The 15,980-nt window shown below is 65.2% G+C and carries 16 protein-coding genes; 8 read left to right on the plus strand and 8 right to left on the minus strand.

The window, feature by feature from the left end:
- Positions 1-155: 155 nt before the first annotated feature.
- The gene (locus JOY90_RS17410) at positions 156-1,331 is read right to left on the minus strand and encodes an efflux RND transporter periplasmic adaptor subunit (protein ID WP_291692354.1); all 1,176 of its coding nucleotides are present in this window, start codon (positions 1,329-1,331) and stop codon (positions 156-158) included.
- Between the two features lie 433 nt (positions 1,332-1,764).
- Here JOY90_RS17410 and JOY90_RS17415 point away from each other — a divergent pair, with 433 nt between their 5' ends.
- The 4 genes from JOY90_RS17415 to JOY90_RS17430 all read left to right on the plus strand — a co-directional run bounded on the left by JOY90_RS17415 (position 1,765) and on the right by JOY90_RS17430 (position 5,959).
- Positions 1,765-2,439: a response regulator transcription factor gene (locus JOY90_RS17415; protein WP_291692355.1), complete on the plus strand. Its 675-nt coding sequence runs from the start codon at positions 1,765-1,767 to the stop codon at positions 2,437-2,439.
- 1 nt (position 2,440) lies between these two features.
- On the plus strand, positions 2,441-3,799 hold the full coding sequence (locus JOY90_RS17420) for an ATP-binding protein (RefSeq protein ID WP_291692356.1): 1,359 nt from the start codon (positions 2,441-2,443) through the stop codon (positions 3,797-3,799).
- Positions 3,800-3,943: 144 nt separating this feature from the next.
- Positions 3,944-4,537 carry a hypothetical protein gene (locus tag JOY90_RS17425; protein ID WP_291692357.1) on the plus strand — a complete coding sequence of 198 codons (594 nt, stop codon included), beginning with the start codon at positions 3,944-3,946 and terminating at the stop codon, positions 4,535-4,537.
- A gap of 24 nt (positions 4,538-4,561) precedes the next feature.
- Positions 4,562-5,959, plus strand: a complete 1,398-nt coding sequence (locus JOY90_RS17430) for an NAD(P)-binding domain-containing protein (RefSeq protein ID WP_291692358.1) — start codon at positions 4,562-4,564, stop codon at positions 5,957-5,959.
- Between the two features lie 17 nt (positions 5,960-5,976).
- Here JOY90_RS17430 and JOY90_RS17435 read toward each other — a convergent pair whose 3' ends face one another.
- The 5 genes from JOY90_RS17435 to JOY90_RS17455 form a co-directional block, all read right to left on the minus strand.
- Positions 5,977-6,195, minus strand: a complete 219-nt coding sequence (locus tag JOY90_RS17435) for a hypothetical protein (RefSeq protein ID WP_291692359.1) — start codon at positions 6,193-6,195, stop codon at positions 5,977-5,979.
- A 111-nt stretch (positions 6,196-6,306) separates the two neighbouring features.
- A complete protein-coding gene (locus JOY90_RS17440) occupies positions 6,307-6,519 on the minus strand; it encodes a hypothetical protein (protein ID WP_291692360.1) in 213 nt (70 codons plus the stop codon).
- A 433-nt stretch (positions 6,520-6,952) separates the two neighbouring features.
- Positions 6,953-8,017, minus strand: coding sequence for a hydroxyacid dehydrogenase (locus tag JOY90_RS17445; protein ID WP_291692361.1), 1,065 nt, complete (start codon positions 8,015-8,017; stop codon positions 6,953-6,955).
- 10 nt (positions 8,018-8,027) lie between these two features.
- Entirely contained in the window at positions 8,028-8,918 is an 891-nt protein-coding gene (locus JOY90_RS17450) for an amidohydrolase (protein WP_291692362.1), read from the minus strand.
- Positions 8,918-9,886: a tripartite tricarboxylate transporter substrate binding protein gene (locus JOY90_RS17455; protein ID WP_291692363.1), complete on the minus strand. Its 969-nt coding sequence runs from the start codon at positions 9,884-9,886 to the stop codon at positions 8,918-8,920. The genes JOY90_RS17450 and JOY90_RS17455 overlap by 1 nt, the downstream gene beginning before the upstream one ends.
- Positions 9,887-10,056: 170 nt before the next feature.
- Here JOY90_RS17455 and JOY90_RS17460 point away from each other — a divergent pair, with 170 nt between their 5' ends.
- Positions 10,057-10,584: a thiamine pyrophosphate-binding protein gene (locus tag JOY90_RS17460; protein ID WP_291692364.1), complete on the plus strand. Its 528-nt coding sequence runs from the start codon at positions 10,057-10,059 to the stop codon at positions 10,582-10,584.
- A gap of 8 nt (positions 10,585-10,592) precedes the next feature.
- Positions 10,593-11,207, plus strand: a complete 615-nt coding sequence (locus JOY90_RS17465) for a thiamine pyrophosphate-dependent enzyme (RefSeq protein WP_291692365.1) — start codon at positions 10,593-10,595, stop codon at positions 11,205-11,207.
- 138 nt (positions 11,208-11,345) lie between these two features.
- Here JOY90_RS17465 and JOY90_RS17470 read toward each other — a convergent pair whose 3' ends face one another.
- Positions 11,346-11,732: a DUF1236 domain-containing protein gene (locus tag JOY90_RS17470; RefSeq protein ID WP_291692366.1), complete on the minus strand. Its 387-nt coding sequence runs from the start codon at positions 11,730-11,732 to the stop codon at positions 11,346-11,348.
- Between the two features lie 335 nt (positions 11,733-12,067).
- A complete protein-coding gene (locus JOY90_RS17475) occupies positions 12,068-14,197 on the minus strand; it encodes an acetate--CoA ligase family protein (RefSeq protein WP_291692367.1) in 2,130 nt (709 codons plus the stop codon).
- A 231-nt stretch (positions 14,198-14,428) separates the two neighbouring features.
- On the opposite strand from JOY90_RS17475, the gene JOY90_RS17480 reads away from it, so the two are divergent.
- A complete protein-coding gene (locus tag JOY90_RS17480) occupies positions 14,429-15,121 on the plus strand; it encodes a GntR family transcriptional regulator (protein WP_291692368.1) in 693 nt (230 codons plus the stop codon).
- A gap of 56 nt (positions 15,122-15,177) precedes the next feature.
- The coding region (locus JOY90_RS17485; RefSeq protein WP_291692369.1) for a thiamine pyrophosphate-binding protein at positions 15,178-15,980 on the plus strand (803 nt) is incomplete at its 3' end.

Here is a 15,980-nt window from a genome sequence, read left to right on the forward strand (position 1 = left end):
GGTGGCGTCGGATCGGGATAGGCCTCGATGTTCAGTTGCTGGAACGCGACCAGTCCGCCGATGATGACGGCGGCGAACAGCCCGACCATCAGGAAGCGGCGGCCGACGGCGATCGAAACGAGGCGGTCCATCGGGTTCTTGATCTCCGCTCGCCGTCAGGACCCGGACGCCGCCCGGTCGATGAACAGGCTGCCCTTGGTGATGACCTTCTCCCCGGCTTCGAGATTCTTGCGCACCTCGACGAGGTCGCCATTGATGAAACCGGTCTCGATCGTGCGCAGCTCGATCGACCTGTCGTCACGCGCGACCCAGAGCCGGACCTTGTCGCCTTCGTAGATCAAGGCCTGCTTCGGCACGCCCACCGAGGCGTGGTCCTCCCCGGCATAGATCGTGACGTTGGCGAACATCTCAGGCTTGAACAGGCCGTCCTTGTTGTCAATGGTGGCGCGCACCATCAGCCGGCGGCTCGACGGATCGATCGCCGCCGAGACGTAATCGATCCTGGCCTTGAAGATGCGCCCGGGCAGCGCCAGCACGGCGAAGTCGATCCCCTGCCCGATCCTGACGTCAGCGGCCTCGCTCTCGCGAACGAAGGCGGTCAGCCACACGGTGGAGAGATCGCCGATCACGAACACCGGGTCGCTCGCCCCGCTCGCGATGAACTGGCCCGGCCCGACCTTGCGCTGGATCACGGTGCCGCCGATCGGCGAATAGATCGGAGTGTCCGCGCTGATCTGCCGGGTTTGCTGGAACGCTGAAATCTGTTCCTCGGAACGGCCGAGGATGCGCAGGCGGTTATGCGCCGCCTCGACCGCCGTCTCGGCCGCGCGCATGTCGTTCTGCGCGGTGGTGAGATCGGCCTGGGCCTGCTGCCAGTCCTTCAACGGCACGGCCTTGCCGGCGTAGAGATCGTCCTGCCGCTTCTCGACGATCTGCGCGAGGTTGAGCTTGGAGCGCGCCGTGTTCAGGCCGCTCAGCGCGGTGACATAGTCGTTCAGCGCCTGCACGGTATCGGTCGCCTCGATCACGAACAGCGCCTGCCCGCGCGCGACCGTGTCGCTCGGCTTCACCAGCAGCTTCGTGACGCGCCCGGCATAGGGCGAGAAGATCGGCGTCGAGGTGTCCTCGTCGATCGCGATCTTGCCCTCGGTGACGTGCTCGGCGCGAAACACCTGCTCGGTGACAGGGGCGACTTCCAGGCTCGCCCATTGCGCTTCGTTCGGCGTGAAGCGCGACGAATTGGCCTTGGCCGGCTTCGTGGTCTCCGATTTGGCGCGCTCCACGAACGTCCGGCTCGCGCCGACCACGCCTGCGAAGACGAGCGCAGCCACCGTGAGAGCGATCGCCAATCTGCCGCGGTGCCAATTCGCGCGCATTCCTATCCCGCAATTTCATGCATCGAGCCACGCAACCGATGGCCCCCGCAGTCGAACTATGCGCCCTCCCGCGATGCGGGTCTCGCCATGCTCTCCTCATATTGACGATTTGATACTGCTGCAATAGCGCAACCCTGTCGGGCTCAACACGCTGTAAGGTCAGTGTAACAGATTCGGCGAATCACCTGCGGCACAGCCGGCGAGCCAGGAAGAATCTTGCCTTCGGCACCGCGAAATGCTGCGATCCCGCGAAAGCTCCCAATGGCGGGGGCACCCTGGCCGGCTTACACCGGCCTTACAGGTTTTCCGCAGCAGGTCGCGCCGCATCCCGTAACCTTTCGGACGAGTTCGAGCGTGCAGGCTGCAGGGCAGCACCGGGTGTCGAGAGATGCGCCTGTTGATCGTCGAGGACAATGAAGAGCTGGCCGGGCTTCTCGCCAAGGGCCTGAAAGCCGCGGGCTACGAGTCGGACATCCTGTCGACGGTCGCGGAAGCCGACAGCGTGCTGGACACGACGTTCTACGCGGCATTGATCCTCGACCTGGGCCTGCCCGACGGCGACGGCCTGGCGCTGTTGCGCGAGGTCAGGAGCCGCAACAATCCGATCCCCGTGCTGGTCCTGACCGCGCGCGGCGGGCTGAACGACCGCGTCCAGGGCCTGCGCAGCGGCGCCGATGACTATCTGGTCAAGCCGTTCGCGCTCGAGGAGCTCGTGGCGCGGCTGGAGGCACAGTTGCGCCGGCCGGGCCAGTTGCTCGGCAATTCGCTCCGCATCGCCAACCTCGAATTCGACACCCGCAACCGCCAGGCCTCGATCGACGATCAGCCGCAAGCCCTGTCGGCCCGAGAGATTGCCGTGCTCGAGCTGTTGATGCGCAGCAAGGGCCGCGTCGTCTCCAAGAAGCAGGTCGAGGATCACCTGTTCGGACATTCCGGCGAGGTCGGCTCCAATGCGATCGAAGTCTATGTCCACCGGCTGCGCAAGCAGCTTTCCGAGCGCGGCGCCAGGGTGCAGGTCCATACCATCCGCGGGGTCGGCTATCTGATCGCGGAGCAGACATGACATGTCGCGCTTCAAGTCGATCCTCTCCCGCATCGTCTTCCTGCACGTCGTGGCGGTCGGCATCACCTCGGTCCTGATGGCGCTGGCGCTGTCGTGGCTGCTCGGCTACGCGACCAACAACATCCACCACAAGGCGATGCAGGAGCAGGCCGTCGCGGTTGGCGAGCATCTCGAGGCGGAATCCGACGGGCATCTCGCGCTCAATCTCCCGCTCGACCTGCTCGGCCTCTACTCCCAGGCCTACGGCCGCTACGCCTACGCGGTGACCGACGACCAAGGCCGCGTGCTGTTCTCCTCGCTGAAGGACAATGCGCCGCTATTCGCCAACGACAGCCGCACCGAGCCGGTTGAATTCCTGCATCAGCGGCATGGCGATGCCACCCTCTCCGGCGCCAGCATCCGCAAGGCGGTCGGCGATCGCGTCGTCTTCATCCAGACCGGCGAGGATCTCGCCAACCGCGACGTGCTGATCGACGACATCGTCCGGGACTTCTACAGGAACGTCGGCTGGATCACGCTGCCGATCCTGCTGGTGCTGCTGTTCGCCGACATCGCGATCTTCCGCCGCGCCCTTTGGCCGCTACGGCAGGCTTCGGAGATCGCCGCCGGCATCGGGCCGACGCGGCCGGGCGTCCGCCTGCCGACCGTCGAGCTGCCGCACGAGGTCCGCCCGCTGGTCTCGGCAGTCAACCTGGCGCTGGACCGGCTGGAGGAAGGTTTCAAGGTGCAGCGCGACTTCACCGCCGATGCCGCCCATGAGTTGCGCACACCCTTGAGCATCCTGCGCACGCGCATCGACATCCTCGAGGATCCGGAGCTGCGCACCGCGTTGCGCCAGAATGTCGAGGGCATGGCCCATATCGTGGGCCAGCTGCTCGAGATCGCCGAGCTCGAGGCCCTCGTGGTCGACTCCAGCGAAAAAGCCGATCTGCGATCGGTGGCCGAGGGCGTCGCCGAGTTCGTCGCGCCGCTCGCCTTGGCGCAGGGTAAGGACATCGCCCTGTCAGGCGAGACCGCGCCGGTCTGGATCAACGGCAATGCCGAGATGCTCGGGCGCGCCATCCGCAACCTCGCCGAGAACGCGATCAATCACACGGCCCCCGGCTCGACCGTCGAATTCGTCGTGGAGGGCAATGGTACCGTCAGCGTGCTCGACCAGGGGCCCGGGATTTCCGAAGCCGAGCGCAGCCTGATCTTCCGGCGGTTCTGGCGCCGCGATCGCAGGAAGCAGGGCTCTACCGGCCTCGGCCTGTCGATCGTGCAGCGGATCGCCGAGCTGCATGCGGCAACGGTCACGGTGGAAAACCGGGACCCGCACGGCGCGTGCTTCTCCCTGAAATTCACGGCGCTCGAATCCTGAGCCGCCCGGGCGGGACGGGCAGACCGGCGGTTGCAGGTGTTGCAGCAACGACGCGGTTGACGCCGCCGTGATGGGCGATTGCTTGACTGCCATCGAATGAAAGTTATGTTGCAGCGATATTGCAGGTTGTTCAGGTACACCGACGTGAATCCGAAATTCGTCCGCTTGCTCGTGGCGTTCATGCTGTCCGCGGTCGTCTGCCTGCCCGGGCAGGCGAACACGGCTCCCCGCGCCCCCAAGGTCTATCTGGTGCGCGGCTTCATGAACGTGCTGTCTCCCGGCATCGACGGCTTCGCCTACGAGCTGGAGAAGAAGGGCATCCCGCACGACATCACGAATCACCTGCTCTGGCGCTCGATCGCGAACGAGGCGATCGAGGATTGCAGGAGCGGCCGCGCCGGCTCGATCGTCCTGATCGGGCATTCGCTCGGCGCCATCGCCGTCGTCGACATCGCCAAGGCGCTGCAGGAAGCCGGCGTCCGCGTCGCGCTCGCGGTGACGCTGGATCCCGTCGCCTCGACCGAGGTCCCCGACAACGTGCATCGGCTGGAGAACTATTATCTCTCCACCGGCATCGGGACGTCCGTGAAGCGGGGCGACGGTTTTCACGGACAGCTCCAGAACGTCGACTTGGGAAGCAAGCCCCAGGTGGACCACGTGACGCTGACGACTTTGCCTGACATTCACCAGCACATCATTTCCGAAATCGCCGCGGCTTCCGGGACGCCATGTCGTTAGGCCGCAAAGCAGACCGTTTTTCCAATGACGCTCGCCGTCCCAGTCTTGCTCGACGCGGAGAACGCGACGAGTGATGTCCGCCATTCCGCGTCGGCCGCCGGAGGCCGCCTGACGCAGGAGCGCCGGTCCGCATCCGGCCGCGTCTGTGTCATCGGCGCAGGCCCGTGCGGCCTCACCACGGTGAAGAACCTGCTCGCGGCCGGCATCGACGACATCGTCTGCTATGAGGAAGGCCCTGCAATCGGCGGCAACTGGGTCTACGAGGACGAACCCGGGCGGTCCAGCGTCTATCACGCCACCCACCTGATCTCATCGAAGCGGCTATCGGAATTCGAAGATTTTCCAATGCCGGCGGACTATCCGGATTTTCCCTCGCATCGGCAGGTGCGCGGCTATTTCGAGTCGTACGCACGGCACTTCAACCTGTCGCCCTGGATCGCGCTCGACAGCCGCGTGGCAAGGGCGACGCGGCTGCCGGATGGTAAGTGGTCGGTCGAGGTCGACGGGCCCGACGGACGGCGCGTCGAAGCTTTCGACTACCTGATCATCTGCTCAGGTCATCATCGCGATCCCCTGATTCCGGACTATCCGGGCACTTTCACCGGCAGGGTGCTGCATTCGCATGACTACAAGCGGCCCGAACCGTTCAAGAACCAGCGCGTGCTCGTGGTCGGCGGCGGCAACTCGGCCTGCGACATCGCAGTCGACGTGGCGCGCGGCGCCGCCTCGAGCTGCATCAGCCTGCGGCATGGCTGCTACATCCTGCCGAAGCTGATGTTCGGACGGCCGACCGACATCATGTATGCCCGGCTGCGGCAGTACTGGCCGTTCCTTCGCGATCCCATCGCCAGGCTGGTCGTGCGTCTGGCGGTCGGCCCCTGGAACAAGTACGGGCTCAGCGAGCCCGCCGGCAGCCCGCTGACCATGCACCCCACGCTCAATTCGGCAATCCTCGCGGCGTTGCGCGACGGCTCGGTGTTGGCCCGTCCCGGCATCGCGCGTTTCGACGGCAATCTCGTGCGCTTCAGCGACGGATCGACCGAGGCCTTCGACACCATCGTCTGGGCCACCGGCTACCGCTTCAGCTATCCCTTCCTGGACGAGACGGTGCTGGGAGCAGGCTTTGCCCAGTCGCCGCCGCTCTATCTCACGATGATGCATCGGGAGATCTCGAGCCTGTTCTTCATCGGGCTGTTTCAGCCGATCGGCTGCATCTGGCGTCTTGCCGACCATCAGGCAAGGATCGCCGCGCTGCAGATCAACGGCAACCTCCACCGTCCCGCGGATATCGGCGCGCGGATCGCCAAGGAAACGAGTTCGCGCGCACGCCGTTACGGGACCGCCCCGCGCCACCTGATCGAGGTCGACTATCACGATTTCCGGCGCGAACTCCTGCGCGAGCTGGGTCCGTATGCGGCTTGACCGAGCGATTGCGCGTGTCAGACATGCGGTGTGATCTGGAGCTCCAGGAGCGCCATCCGCTGCAGGACGGCAACGTCGCATTCCCCTGATTTCGCGGTTCGCAGGATGGATTCGGCCAGCTTGTTGACCTGATGGGAGGTGACGGGCTCAGGCAACGTTGCAATCGATGCCTCCAGCGCTGCGGTCATGCGCGCGATCACCTCCGGAGAGAATGCCGCATCTGCAAAGTCCTTCATCGACCGCCTCGTCGGGGGAACCCGACAGGTCCAGGTCCCCTTCATGCCACGACAACGCCTTCCGATCACCGCAGTTCCACGGGCGGCGTTGCGTCTCGATGAGGCGGTCGATCAGGAAGGATAATCGGCAGCCCGGATCTGGAGACGGTCGGCGTGCAGCGACCAATCGCACAACGACTGGCTCTCGCAGAACCTCCGCTTGGCAAGCTCGACGGCCTGCGCCTCATCGGAAGCGTCGATCTCCACCGTGCTCTGGCACACTTCGCACTGCCGACCATTCTCGCCAAGCACGTCCTTCATGAAATGTACGACATACCGCGACATGGCAACCTCCGGTTACATCCGTGGCGTTTTGCGGAAGTGTAACCTTAGCAGTTCGCGGGCGTCTTGACTGGCGTCAAATCGGCAAGGACGGCTCGACGTCTCTAGACCGGGGAGGTGGCATGGGAATGCCTCCGGAGGAATGGTCAGGCCCCGGCGGCGGGCAGGCTGGCAGCGGCAATGGCGATCAATTGCCCAATTTTCCGCCCGATCTTGGAGGGCGCGGCGCGCAGCAATGAACCGATCTGTCGCATCGGACAACCCTTTCGCCGCCACCGGAAACAGCGCCCATAAGGCTATGGCGCGGAAGGGAAAATGGTCAGCGGCCGCGACGTTGTCGAGGTCGCGCGGAAAATAGCAATGCCGCTTTCGCGCCGACCATGGATGGCAATAGTCTTGTTGCAGGAGCGAAGGCAATCACGAAGGAAATCTTTCCTCACGGCGACTGCGTCTGTTTCGGCCTCACGCCGAAGGCGCGGGCAAAACGCGCACTGTAGGCCGGCCAGACCTCGGGATTGATGATGCGCGGCGGCCGCTTGCCATCGAGCGCACCGAGCAGCTGCTCGGCGGCGATCCGGCCCATGTTCTCGCGCGCCTCGTGGGTGACGCCGGCGGTGTGCGGGCTCGCCAGCACATTGTCGAATTGCAGGAGCGGATGCTCGGGCGGCGGCGGCTCCTTCGACCAGACGTCGAGGCCGGCGCCGGCGATCTTCCTGCCGCGCAATGCCTCCGCCAGCGCCGCCTCGTCGTGGATGAAGCCGCGCGCGGTGGTGACGAAATAGGCATGCGGCTGCATCAGCGCAAACTCACGCGCGCCGATCATGCCGCGGGTCTGCTTCGACAGCGGGCAGTTGATCGAGACGAAATCGGAACGGCGCAGCAGATCGTCGAGCTCGATCTTCTCCCCGCCCCGCGCGGCGATCTCGGCCGCCGAGAGATAGGGATCGTAGGCCAGCACCTTCATGCCGAGCAGGCCGTTGCAAAGCTCGGCGATGCGGCGGCCGACATTGCCGATGCCGATGATGCCGACGGTCCGCCCCTGCACCTCCCGGCCCATCAGCTCGTTGCGGTTGACACCGCGCTCGCGCCGCAGCGTCCGGTCCGCCTCGATGATGCGCTTCGACAACGTCAGCATCATGCCGAGCGCGTGCTCGGCGACCGAGTGGGCGTTGCCGCCGGACTGGTTGACGACCAGCACGCCCGCTTCCGTGCAAGCCTCGACGTCCACGGGATCGAAGCCGGCGCCGTTCGACGACACGATCAGGAGGTTCGGCGCGCGGCGCAACAGGTCCGCGTCGACATGGAAGTGCGGCGCGAGCTCGTCGCGGGCGGCGCCGATCTGATAGGCATGCGCCGCCGCCACGACCGGCGCGTAGACGTCTTCTGCGGTTTCGTTCTCCAGCCGGTCGAGCCGCACGTCGCCCCGCGCGCGCAGGATGTCGACGTAGATCTGGTGGGCGAGATATTTGACGTAGAAGACGCGCTTGTTGTTGACGCTCATCGAAAGGCTCTCAGCTCGGAAACCCATAAAGTGCGGCCGGATTGCCGACGAGGATGCGCTCGCGCGCGGCAAGGTCCGGCGTCCAGTCCTGGAACAGCTCGAACAGATGGCCGGCGTCGGGCATCTCGCCCTCGACGCGCGGATGTGGCCAGTCCGAGCCCCACACCAGCCGCTCCGGATTGGCCGCGACCAGCGCCTCGTGGAACGGCCGGGCGTCGCCATAGTCCGGCGCCTGCAGGCTGAGACGATGGGCTCCCGACAGCTTGGCCCAGCACCAGCCCTCGCCCACCGCGCGCAACAGGCTCTGGAAGCCGGCCGTACCGATGCCGGCGCGCGCGTCGGTGCGGCCCATATGGTCGATCACCACGGGCAGGGCAAAAGACTTCAGCAGCGGAACGGTTTGCGGCAGATCCTTCACGTCGATCCAGAGCTGCAGGTGCCAGCCGAGCTCGGCCATGACGGACGCGAGCCTCGAAGCCGCAGACAGCGGCACACCGCCGCGATAGTGCAACTGCCCGCCGCGGAAGAAATGGTTGAACCGCAATCCCCGCACACCGAGCGCATTCCAGTCGCGCAAGGTGGCGGGCGTGACGTCTGCATCCGCCACTGCGACCGCGCGCAGGCGGTCCGGGCAGCGCCGCAAGGCATCGAGCATCGCGGAATTGTCGTGGCCATGCGCACTGCCCTGCACCAGCACACCGCGGGCGAAGCCTGTCGCATCGAGCATGCCGAGATATTTTTCGAGCGACGCGTCCGGCGGCGTGTAGCTGCGGTCGTCGGCATAGGGAAACTGATCCGCCGGCCCGAACACGTGAGCATGCGTGTCACAGGCATGCGGCGGCGGTGGCACCTTCGGGCGCGTAACCTCGCGCGGCGGCAGGCAGGGCGGCGCGGACGGCATCACTCGGCCCGGATGCCGGCGGCCGTGATGATCGGCCCCCATTTGTCGTAGTCGGCGTGAATCTTGGCGTCGAACTCCTTCGGCGTGCTGCCGATCGGGTAGGCGCCGAGCTTGTTGAGCTTTTCCTTGACGGCCTCGCTGTTCACGGCAGCGACGAAATCATGCGACAGCTTCTCGACCAGTTCCGGCGGCATGTTGCCGGGGCCGAGCAGGCCCCACCAGACCTCGGTGTCATAACCCGGCGCGATCTCGCCGATGCTCGGCACGTCGGGCAGGAACGGCGCGCGCTTGGCGGTGGTGACCGCCAGTGCCCTCACCGTGCCGGCCGCGAGCTGGCCGACCGACTCGGGTCCGTTGTTGAAGGAGAGTGGAATCTGGCCGGCGAGCAGATCGTTGATCGCGGGCGCGCCGCCCCGATAGGGAATGCCCTGGATGTCGACCTTCGCGAGCTTCTTCAAGAGTTCGCCGGCGAGATGGGTCGAGGTGCCGTTGCCGGCGTGGCCATAGGACAGGCTGCCCGGCTTGGCCTTGGCCTGTGCGATCACCTCGTCCAGGCTCTTGAACTCGGAATCCTTGCGCACCAGCAGGATGTTCGGCGAAGAGCCGAGCAGCGAGATCGGCGTGAAGTCGCGGAACGTGTCGTAGGGCAGCTTGGCGTAGAGGAATGGATTGGTGGGATGGCCGCTCGCCACCATGATCAGGGTGTAGCCGTCCGGCGCCGCCGTCGCGATCACCTGGGAGGCGACCACGCCGCCCGCTCCGGGCCGGTTCTCGACCACGACCGCCTGGCCCCATTGCCGCGAGACCACGTCGCCGAGCGTTCGTGTCAGGACATCGACACCGCCGCCGGCCGGGTATGGCACCAGGATGTGCACGGGCCGGGTCGGGAACGCTTGCTCGGCGGAGGTGATGCCGCAAGCCACGAGCATCGCCGCGATGACGGCGGCTATCCGAACCCAAACGATCACCAATATCCTCCCGCCTGTTGGCTCTCGCGTAATGACACAGGCAAGCCGCCTTCGCACCGCACCGCTGCGCAGATCACATAACTGCGGGAGCATGTTGACAATCCCGCCTTTCGCGTCAAGTTGCGCGCGGCCGCACGATCCGAACACCGTTAAGAGATTGGAGTACAAGCGTGGCTGAGGCCGGACAGAGCTGGCACGGCATCGTGCTCGAGACGCTCAAGCGCAACGAGATCAGGCTCGTGCCCTACGTGCCCGACCGCGTGCTGACGGCGCTGATCAAGAATCTGCACGCCGATCCCTTCTTCACCACCTTTGCGACCGCGCGCGAGGAAGAGGCCGTCGGCATCGTCTCCGGCGCCTGGATGGCCGGCATGAAGGGCTGCGTGCTGATGCAGACCTCGGGCTTTGCGACGCTCGCCAACGTGCTGGCCTCGCTGGCGGTGCCCTACCAGATCCCGCTGATCATGTTCGTGTCCGAGCGCGGCACGCTCGGCGAGTTCAACTACGGCCAGGCGCTGGTCTGCCGCACCATGCGGCCGGTGCTGGATTCGCTGTCGATGGAGCACCACACCATCACCCGGCTCGACGAGCTGGAATTCATCGCGGACCGCTCGATCAAGCAGGCGGTCACCACTCAGGCGCCGGTGGCGCTGATCCTCTCCCCGCTCTTGACCGGCGGCAAGGTCTTCGACAAGTGAGCGATCGCATGAACGCGCAAGCACATCTCCCGGCCCGCAACACCAAGGTGATGAACCGCTTCGATCTCACCTCGCGCCTGATCGCAAGGCTCAAGAACGACGAGGCCGTGATCGGCGGCATCGGCAACACCAATTTCGACCTGTGGGCCGCCGGCCACCGGCCGCAGAACTTCTACATGCTCGGCAGCATGGGGCTGGCGCTGCCGATCGCGCTGGGGGTCGCGCTGGCGCAGCCGAAGCGGCGCGTGTTCGCGCTCGAAGGCGACGGCTCGCTCCTGATGCAGCTCGGCGCGCTCTCGACCATCGCCACCCTGTCGCCGAACAACCTCACCATGATCGTGATGGACAACGGCATCTACCAGATCACGGGCGCGCAGCCGACGCCGGCCGCGTCCACCGCCGACCTCGTCGGCATCGCGCTCGCAAGCGGCATCGCCAACAGCGCCTGGGCGGCCGACGAGGAGGATTTCGAGCGACTGGTCGAGCAGTCGCTGTCCGCGGCGGCTCCGACGCTGATCGGGGTGCGCATCGACGAAAAGCCGGGCACAGGCACCACGCGGCGCGACCCCGTGCAGATTCGGGAGCGCTTCATGCACGGGCTCGGCGTGCGCGAGCCGCTGTAGCGTCTCGCGTTAACTGTACGACCGTTAACTACACGACAATGGCGGGAGCGCTGGGAGTCCTTCGGCCGGCCAAACCTCGGACGAAATGGAATCCCCGCGAGCAGTGCCCGCGGGGATGACCGAACGGATCGCCGTTCGTTACTCGATGACCTTGATCACCCGGCGCGTGCGGGGCTCGACGATCACGCGGCGGTCGTTGACCACCGCGTAGTCGTACTGGGTATAGCCCGGCACCGGGCGTACCACGACTTCGGGCGGCAGCGGTTCGTCCACCACGACGCGCTCATGCACCACGACGGACGGCTCGGAGCGCGGAATCGAGGTGATCACGGCGTTCGGAATTTCCAGCCCGGCGCCGACGGCCGCACCCACGGTGCCGCCGACCATCGCGCCGACCGGTCCCCCGATGTCGCCGCCCGCGCGGGCGCCATTCCTCGCACCCTCCTCCGTCGTCGACTGCGCAAGCGCCGCGCCCGACGCCAACAGCGATGCCGCGATCAACGAAACAGCAAGACTGGTCCTCATCCTATCCTCCAGTGTTTGAAGATGACCTTCAACCACCAAGGCGCAGCGAGGTTCCGGCTCCGAGGACAGGAATGCGCGTTCCGCGCAAAGTATCATGCGGCTCGAGCGGAACATAAATGAGAATCCCGACATTGAGAGGACCGAAAGGCGAGCTTTTGCGCGTGCGACCTCGGAGGTGTGCTCCCTCGCCCCGCGCTTGCGGGGAGAGGGTCGGGTGAGGGGGCTTCCGCAGAGGGACTCGTGGAAAGTTGCCTCACCCGGATTGCATCTTACGATGCAATCCGAGCTCTCCCCACTGGCGGGGCGAGGTGGATCGAGATTGGGGCAACCCTGATCTACAGCAGCCCCGCCCCGCGTGCCCATTTGTACTTCGCGCCCAAGACCTCGACCGGCAGCTCGGTCGAATACGCGTAGGCCGGGATGCCGTTCTGGTAGAGATATTCGGCCGCCTCCTCGACCTCGATGTCGCCGGCGAGCGAGGCCACCATCGGCTTGACGAAGCCTTTCGCTTCCATCTCCTTCTTCACCTCGACCATGTTGCGGGCGAACACCATCGGCGGCGTCACGATGGTGTGCCAGTAGCCGAGGATCAGCGCATGGATGCGGTCGTCCGACAGACCGAGCTTGACGGTGTTGACATAGGTGATCGGCGGCTCACCGCCGGTGATGTCGACCGGATTGCCGGCGGCGCCGAACGGCGGGATGAACTTGCGGAAGGCTGCATCGAGGTCCGGCGGCATCACCATCAGCGACAGGCCGTTGTCGACGACCGCGTCCGACAACAGCACGCCGGAGCCGCCGGCACCGGTGATGATCAGGATGTTCTCACCCTTCGGCGTCGGCAATACCGGCACGCCGCGCGCGAATTCGAGCAATTGCCGCAGCGAGCGGGCACGGATCACGCCGGACTGCTTGAAGACGTCTTCATAGATCCTGTCGTTGCCGGCGAGCGCGCCGGTGTGCGAGCTCGCCGCCTTCGCGCCCGCGGACGTGCGGCCGGCCTTCAGCACCACGACCGGCTTCTTCTTCGAGACCCGCTTGGCGGCTTCGGCAAAGGCGCGGCCATCTTTCAAATCCTCGCAGTGCTGCGCAATCAGGTTGGTGTTGGGATCCTGCTCGAAGAACGCCAGCAGATCGTCCTCGTCGATATCGGACTTGTTGCCGAGACCGACGATCGCGGAGACGCCCATCTTGGCCGAGCGGGAGAAGCCGATGATTGCCATGCCGATGCCGCCGGACTGCGACGACAGCGCCGCATGGCCCTTCACGTCATAGGCGGTGCAGAAGGTCGCGCAGAGATTGACGGGCGTATAATAGAAGCCATAGATGTTCGGCCCCATCAGGCGGATGTCGTATTTCTTGCCGACCTCGACGATCTCGGCCTGCAATTCCGGATGGCCGGCTTCCGCAAAGCCCGAAGGGATCAAGACGGCGCCGGGAATTTTCTTCTCGCCGCATTCGGCGAGCGCGCCGGCCACGAATTTCGCTGGAATAGCGAACACCGCGACGTCGATCACGCCGGGCACGTCTTTGACGCTCTTGTACGCCTTGTAGCCCAGGATCTCTTCCGCCTTCGGATGGATCGGCAGGATCTCGCCCTCGTAGCCGCCGTTGATCAGGTTCTTCATCACGGAGTTGCCGATCTTGCCGTCCTCGGCGGAGGCGCCGATCACGGCGACCGCCTTGGGCTGCATGATGCGGTTCATCGCCTTGACGATTTCCTCGGTCGGCCGCGGTTTTTCGCGCGGCCTGTAGTTGAAATCGACGACGATGCGCACGTCGGCAGCGATCGCCTCTCTCTTTGTCGCAAACACCGGGTTGAGGTCGAGCTCGACAATTTCGGGAAAATCGCTGACGAGCTGCGAGACCTTGACGATGACATCCGCCAGCGCCTCGCGGTTGACCGGATCGCCGCCGCGCACGCCCTTCAGCATGTCGTGGGCCTGGATGCCGTCGAGCATCGACAGCGCATCCTCTTTCGTCGCGGGTGCGAGGCGGAAGGTGATGTCCTTTAGAATTTCGACCAGCACGCCGCCGAGCCCGAAGGCAACGAGCTTGCCAAACGAGCCGTCGGTGATGGAGCCGACGATCACCTCGGTGCCGCCGGCCAGCATCTGCTGCACCTGGACGCCCTCGATCCTGGCGTCGGCCTTGTATTTCTTCGCGTTGGCGAGGATCGCGTCATAGCTCTTCTCGGCCTCGGCGGCGCTCTTGACGCCGACCACCACGCCGCCCGCTTCGGTCTTGTGCAGGATGTCGGGAGAGACGATCTTCATCACGACGGGGAAGCCGATGTCGGATGCAAGCTTGGCGGCCTCGCTGCCGGATTTGGCCAATGCTTCCTTCGGAACGGGAATCGCGTAGGCATCGCAAACGAGCTTGCCTTCCGGCGCCGTCAGGCTGGTACGCTGATCCGTCTTGACCTGGTCGAGGATATTGCGGACTTGATCTTTTGCGTTCGACATCGAGCTTCCTCCTGAAGCGCCCATTTTATGGCATTTGGTATGCCAGAAACGTGATTGTCAAGACAAGCGATTGTACGGAACCGCTGAAAAAACCAGCGAACTTGACATTCTGGCATTTGGCATGCCAAAAATAAATTCAACAATTTTCCTGTAAAGAGACATCTCCCAACGAGGAGATTTGTCGTGGCGCTGCGGAAACGACCCAAGGACCAACTCAAGGTACCCCCGACGATGGCCGAAACGGATATCGCAATCGTCAGGATTGCCCCGGAGACGAGCTTCAAGAACAAGGCCTACGAGGCCTTGAAGGATGCCATCCTGAAGATGGACATCTATGCCACCCCCGAGCCGATCATGCTGGACGAGCGCGCGCTGTCGGAGCGGCTTGGCGTCAGCCGCACACCAATCCGCGAGGCGATCGCGATGCTGGAGCAGGACGGCTTCGTGAAGACCGTGCCGCGCCGCGGCATCGTGGTGGTGCGGCGGACCAAGAGCGAGATCGTCGACATGATCCGCGCCTGGGCCGCGCTCGAGAGCATGGCGGCGCGGCTGATCACGACCACCGCACGCAAGAAGGACATCACGGCGCTGCGCGACTTCTTCAGGGACTTCAACGCCGACCGCCTGCCCCAGGACCATGTCGACGAATATTCCAAGGCCAACATCGCGTTCCACCAGGCGCTGATCTCGCTGTCGGAATCGCCGGTCCTGGTCGACATGACCAACGACATCCTGCTGCACGTGCGCGGCTACCGGCAGCTCACGATCGGACGGACGGAGCGCATCGCCGCCTCGCTGCCCGAGCATCTTGCGATCATCGAAGCGCTCGAAGAGCGCAACACCGAGCTCGCCGAGAAGCGCGCGCGGGACCACACGCTCGGGCTTGCCGCGTTCGTCGAGGCGCACGGCCGGGAATTCAACTAGCGACAACCTTCGACCAGAAGACGATCAACTCGTCCGAGAACAGGGAGACGAAGCCCATGCTTAATACCGCCGCGAAGACCGAGGCATCGGGCAGCGAGCAAGAGCTCACCGACGGCTTTCACCTCGTCATCGACGCGCTCAAGCTCAACGGCATCAACACCATCTACGGCGTGCCGGGAATCCCGATCACCGATCTCGGCCGCATGGCGCAGGCCGCGGGCATTCGCGTGCTCTCGTTCCGCCACGAGCAGAACGCGGGCTACGCCGCGGCGATCGCGGGCTTCCTGACCAGGAAGCCCGGCGTCTGTCTCACGGTGTCGGCGCCGGGCTTCCTCAACGGCCTGACCGCGCTCGCGCACGCCACCACAAATTGCTTTCCGATGATCCTGATTTCGGGTTCGTCCGAGCGCGAGATCGTCGACCTGCAGCAGGGCGACTACGAGGAGATGGACCAGCTCGCGATCGCGAAGCCTTTGTGCAAGGCCGCCTTCCGCGTGCTGCATGCTCAGGACATCGGCATCGGTTTTGCGCGCGCGATCCGGGCCGCCGTGTCGGGCCGGCCGGGCGGCGTCTATCTCGACCTGCCCGCAAAACTGTTCGGCCAGGTGATGGATGCCGAGGCCGGCCGCAAGTCGCTGGTCAAGGTGAACGATCCGGCGCCGGCGCAGCTCCCTGCCCCATCGGCGGTGAAGCGGGCGCTGGATGTCCTGAGGAACGCAAAACGTCCGCTGATCATTCTCGGCAAGGGCGCCGCCTACGCCCAGGCCGACGAGGCCATCAGGAATTTCGTCGAGAAGAGCGGCGCACCGTTCCTGCCCATGAGCATGGCCAAGGGGCTGCTTCCCGACCTGCATCCGCA

The organism is Bradyrhizobium sp. (assembly GCF_019242285.1).
GTDB lineage: Bacteria > Pseudomonadota > Alphaproteobacteria > Rhizobiales > Xanthobacteraceae > Bradyrhizobium.

Bases quoted from the DNA above. Each gene is read 5' to 3' on its own strand.
- JOY90_RS17420 (WP_291692356.1), top strand. From the start codon at position 2,441: ATGTCGCGCTTCAAGTCGATCCTCTCCCGCATCGTCTTCCTGCACGTC.
- JOY90_RS17440 (WP_291692360.1), bottom strand. From the start codon at position 6,519: ATGTCGCGGTATGTCGTACATTTCATGAAGGACGTGCTTGGCGAGAAT.
- JOY90_RS17445 (WP_291692361.1), bottom strand. From the start codon at position 8,017: ATGAGCGTCAACAACAAGCGCGTCTTCTACGTCAAATATCTCGCCCAC.
- JOY90_RS17470 (WP_291692366.1), bottom strand. From the start codon at position 11,732: ATGAGGACCAGTCTTGCTGTTTCGTTGATCGCGGCATCGCTGTTGGCG.
- JOY90_RS17480 (WP_291692368.1), top strand. From the start codon at position 14,429: ATGGCCGAAACGGATATCGCAATCGTCAGGATTGCCCCGGAGACGAGC.
- JOY90_RS17450 (WP_291692362.1), bottom strand. From the start codon at position 8,918: ATGCCGTCCGCGCCGCCCTGCCTGCCGCCGCGCGAGGTTACGCGCCCG.
- JOY90_RS17415 (WP_291692355.1), top strand. From the start codon at position 1,765: ATGCGCCTGTTGATCGTCGAGGACAATGAAGAGCTGGCCGGGCTTCTC.
- JOY90_RS17435 (WP_291692359.1), bottom strand. From the start codon at position 6,195: ATGAAGGACTTTGCAGATGCGGCATTCTCTCCGGAGGTGATCGCGCGC.
- JOY90_RS17465 (WP_291692365.1), top strand. From the start codon at position 10,593: ATGAACGCGCAAGCACATCTCCCGGCCCGCAACACCAAGGTGATGAAC.
- JOY90_RS17475 (WP_291692367.1), bottom strand. From the start codon at position 14,197: ATGTCGAACGCAAAAGATCAAGTCCGCAATATCCTCGACCAGGTCAAG.
- JOY90_RS17430 (WP_291692358.1), top strand. From the start codon at position 4,562: ATGACGCTCGCCGTCCCAGTCTTGCTCGACGCGGAGAACGCGACGAGT.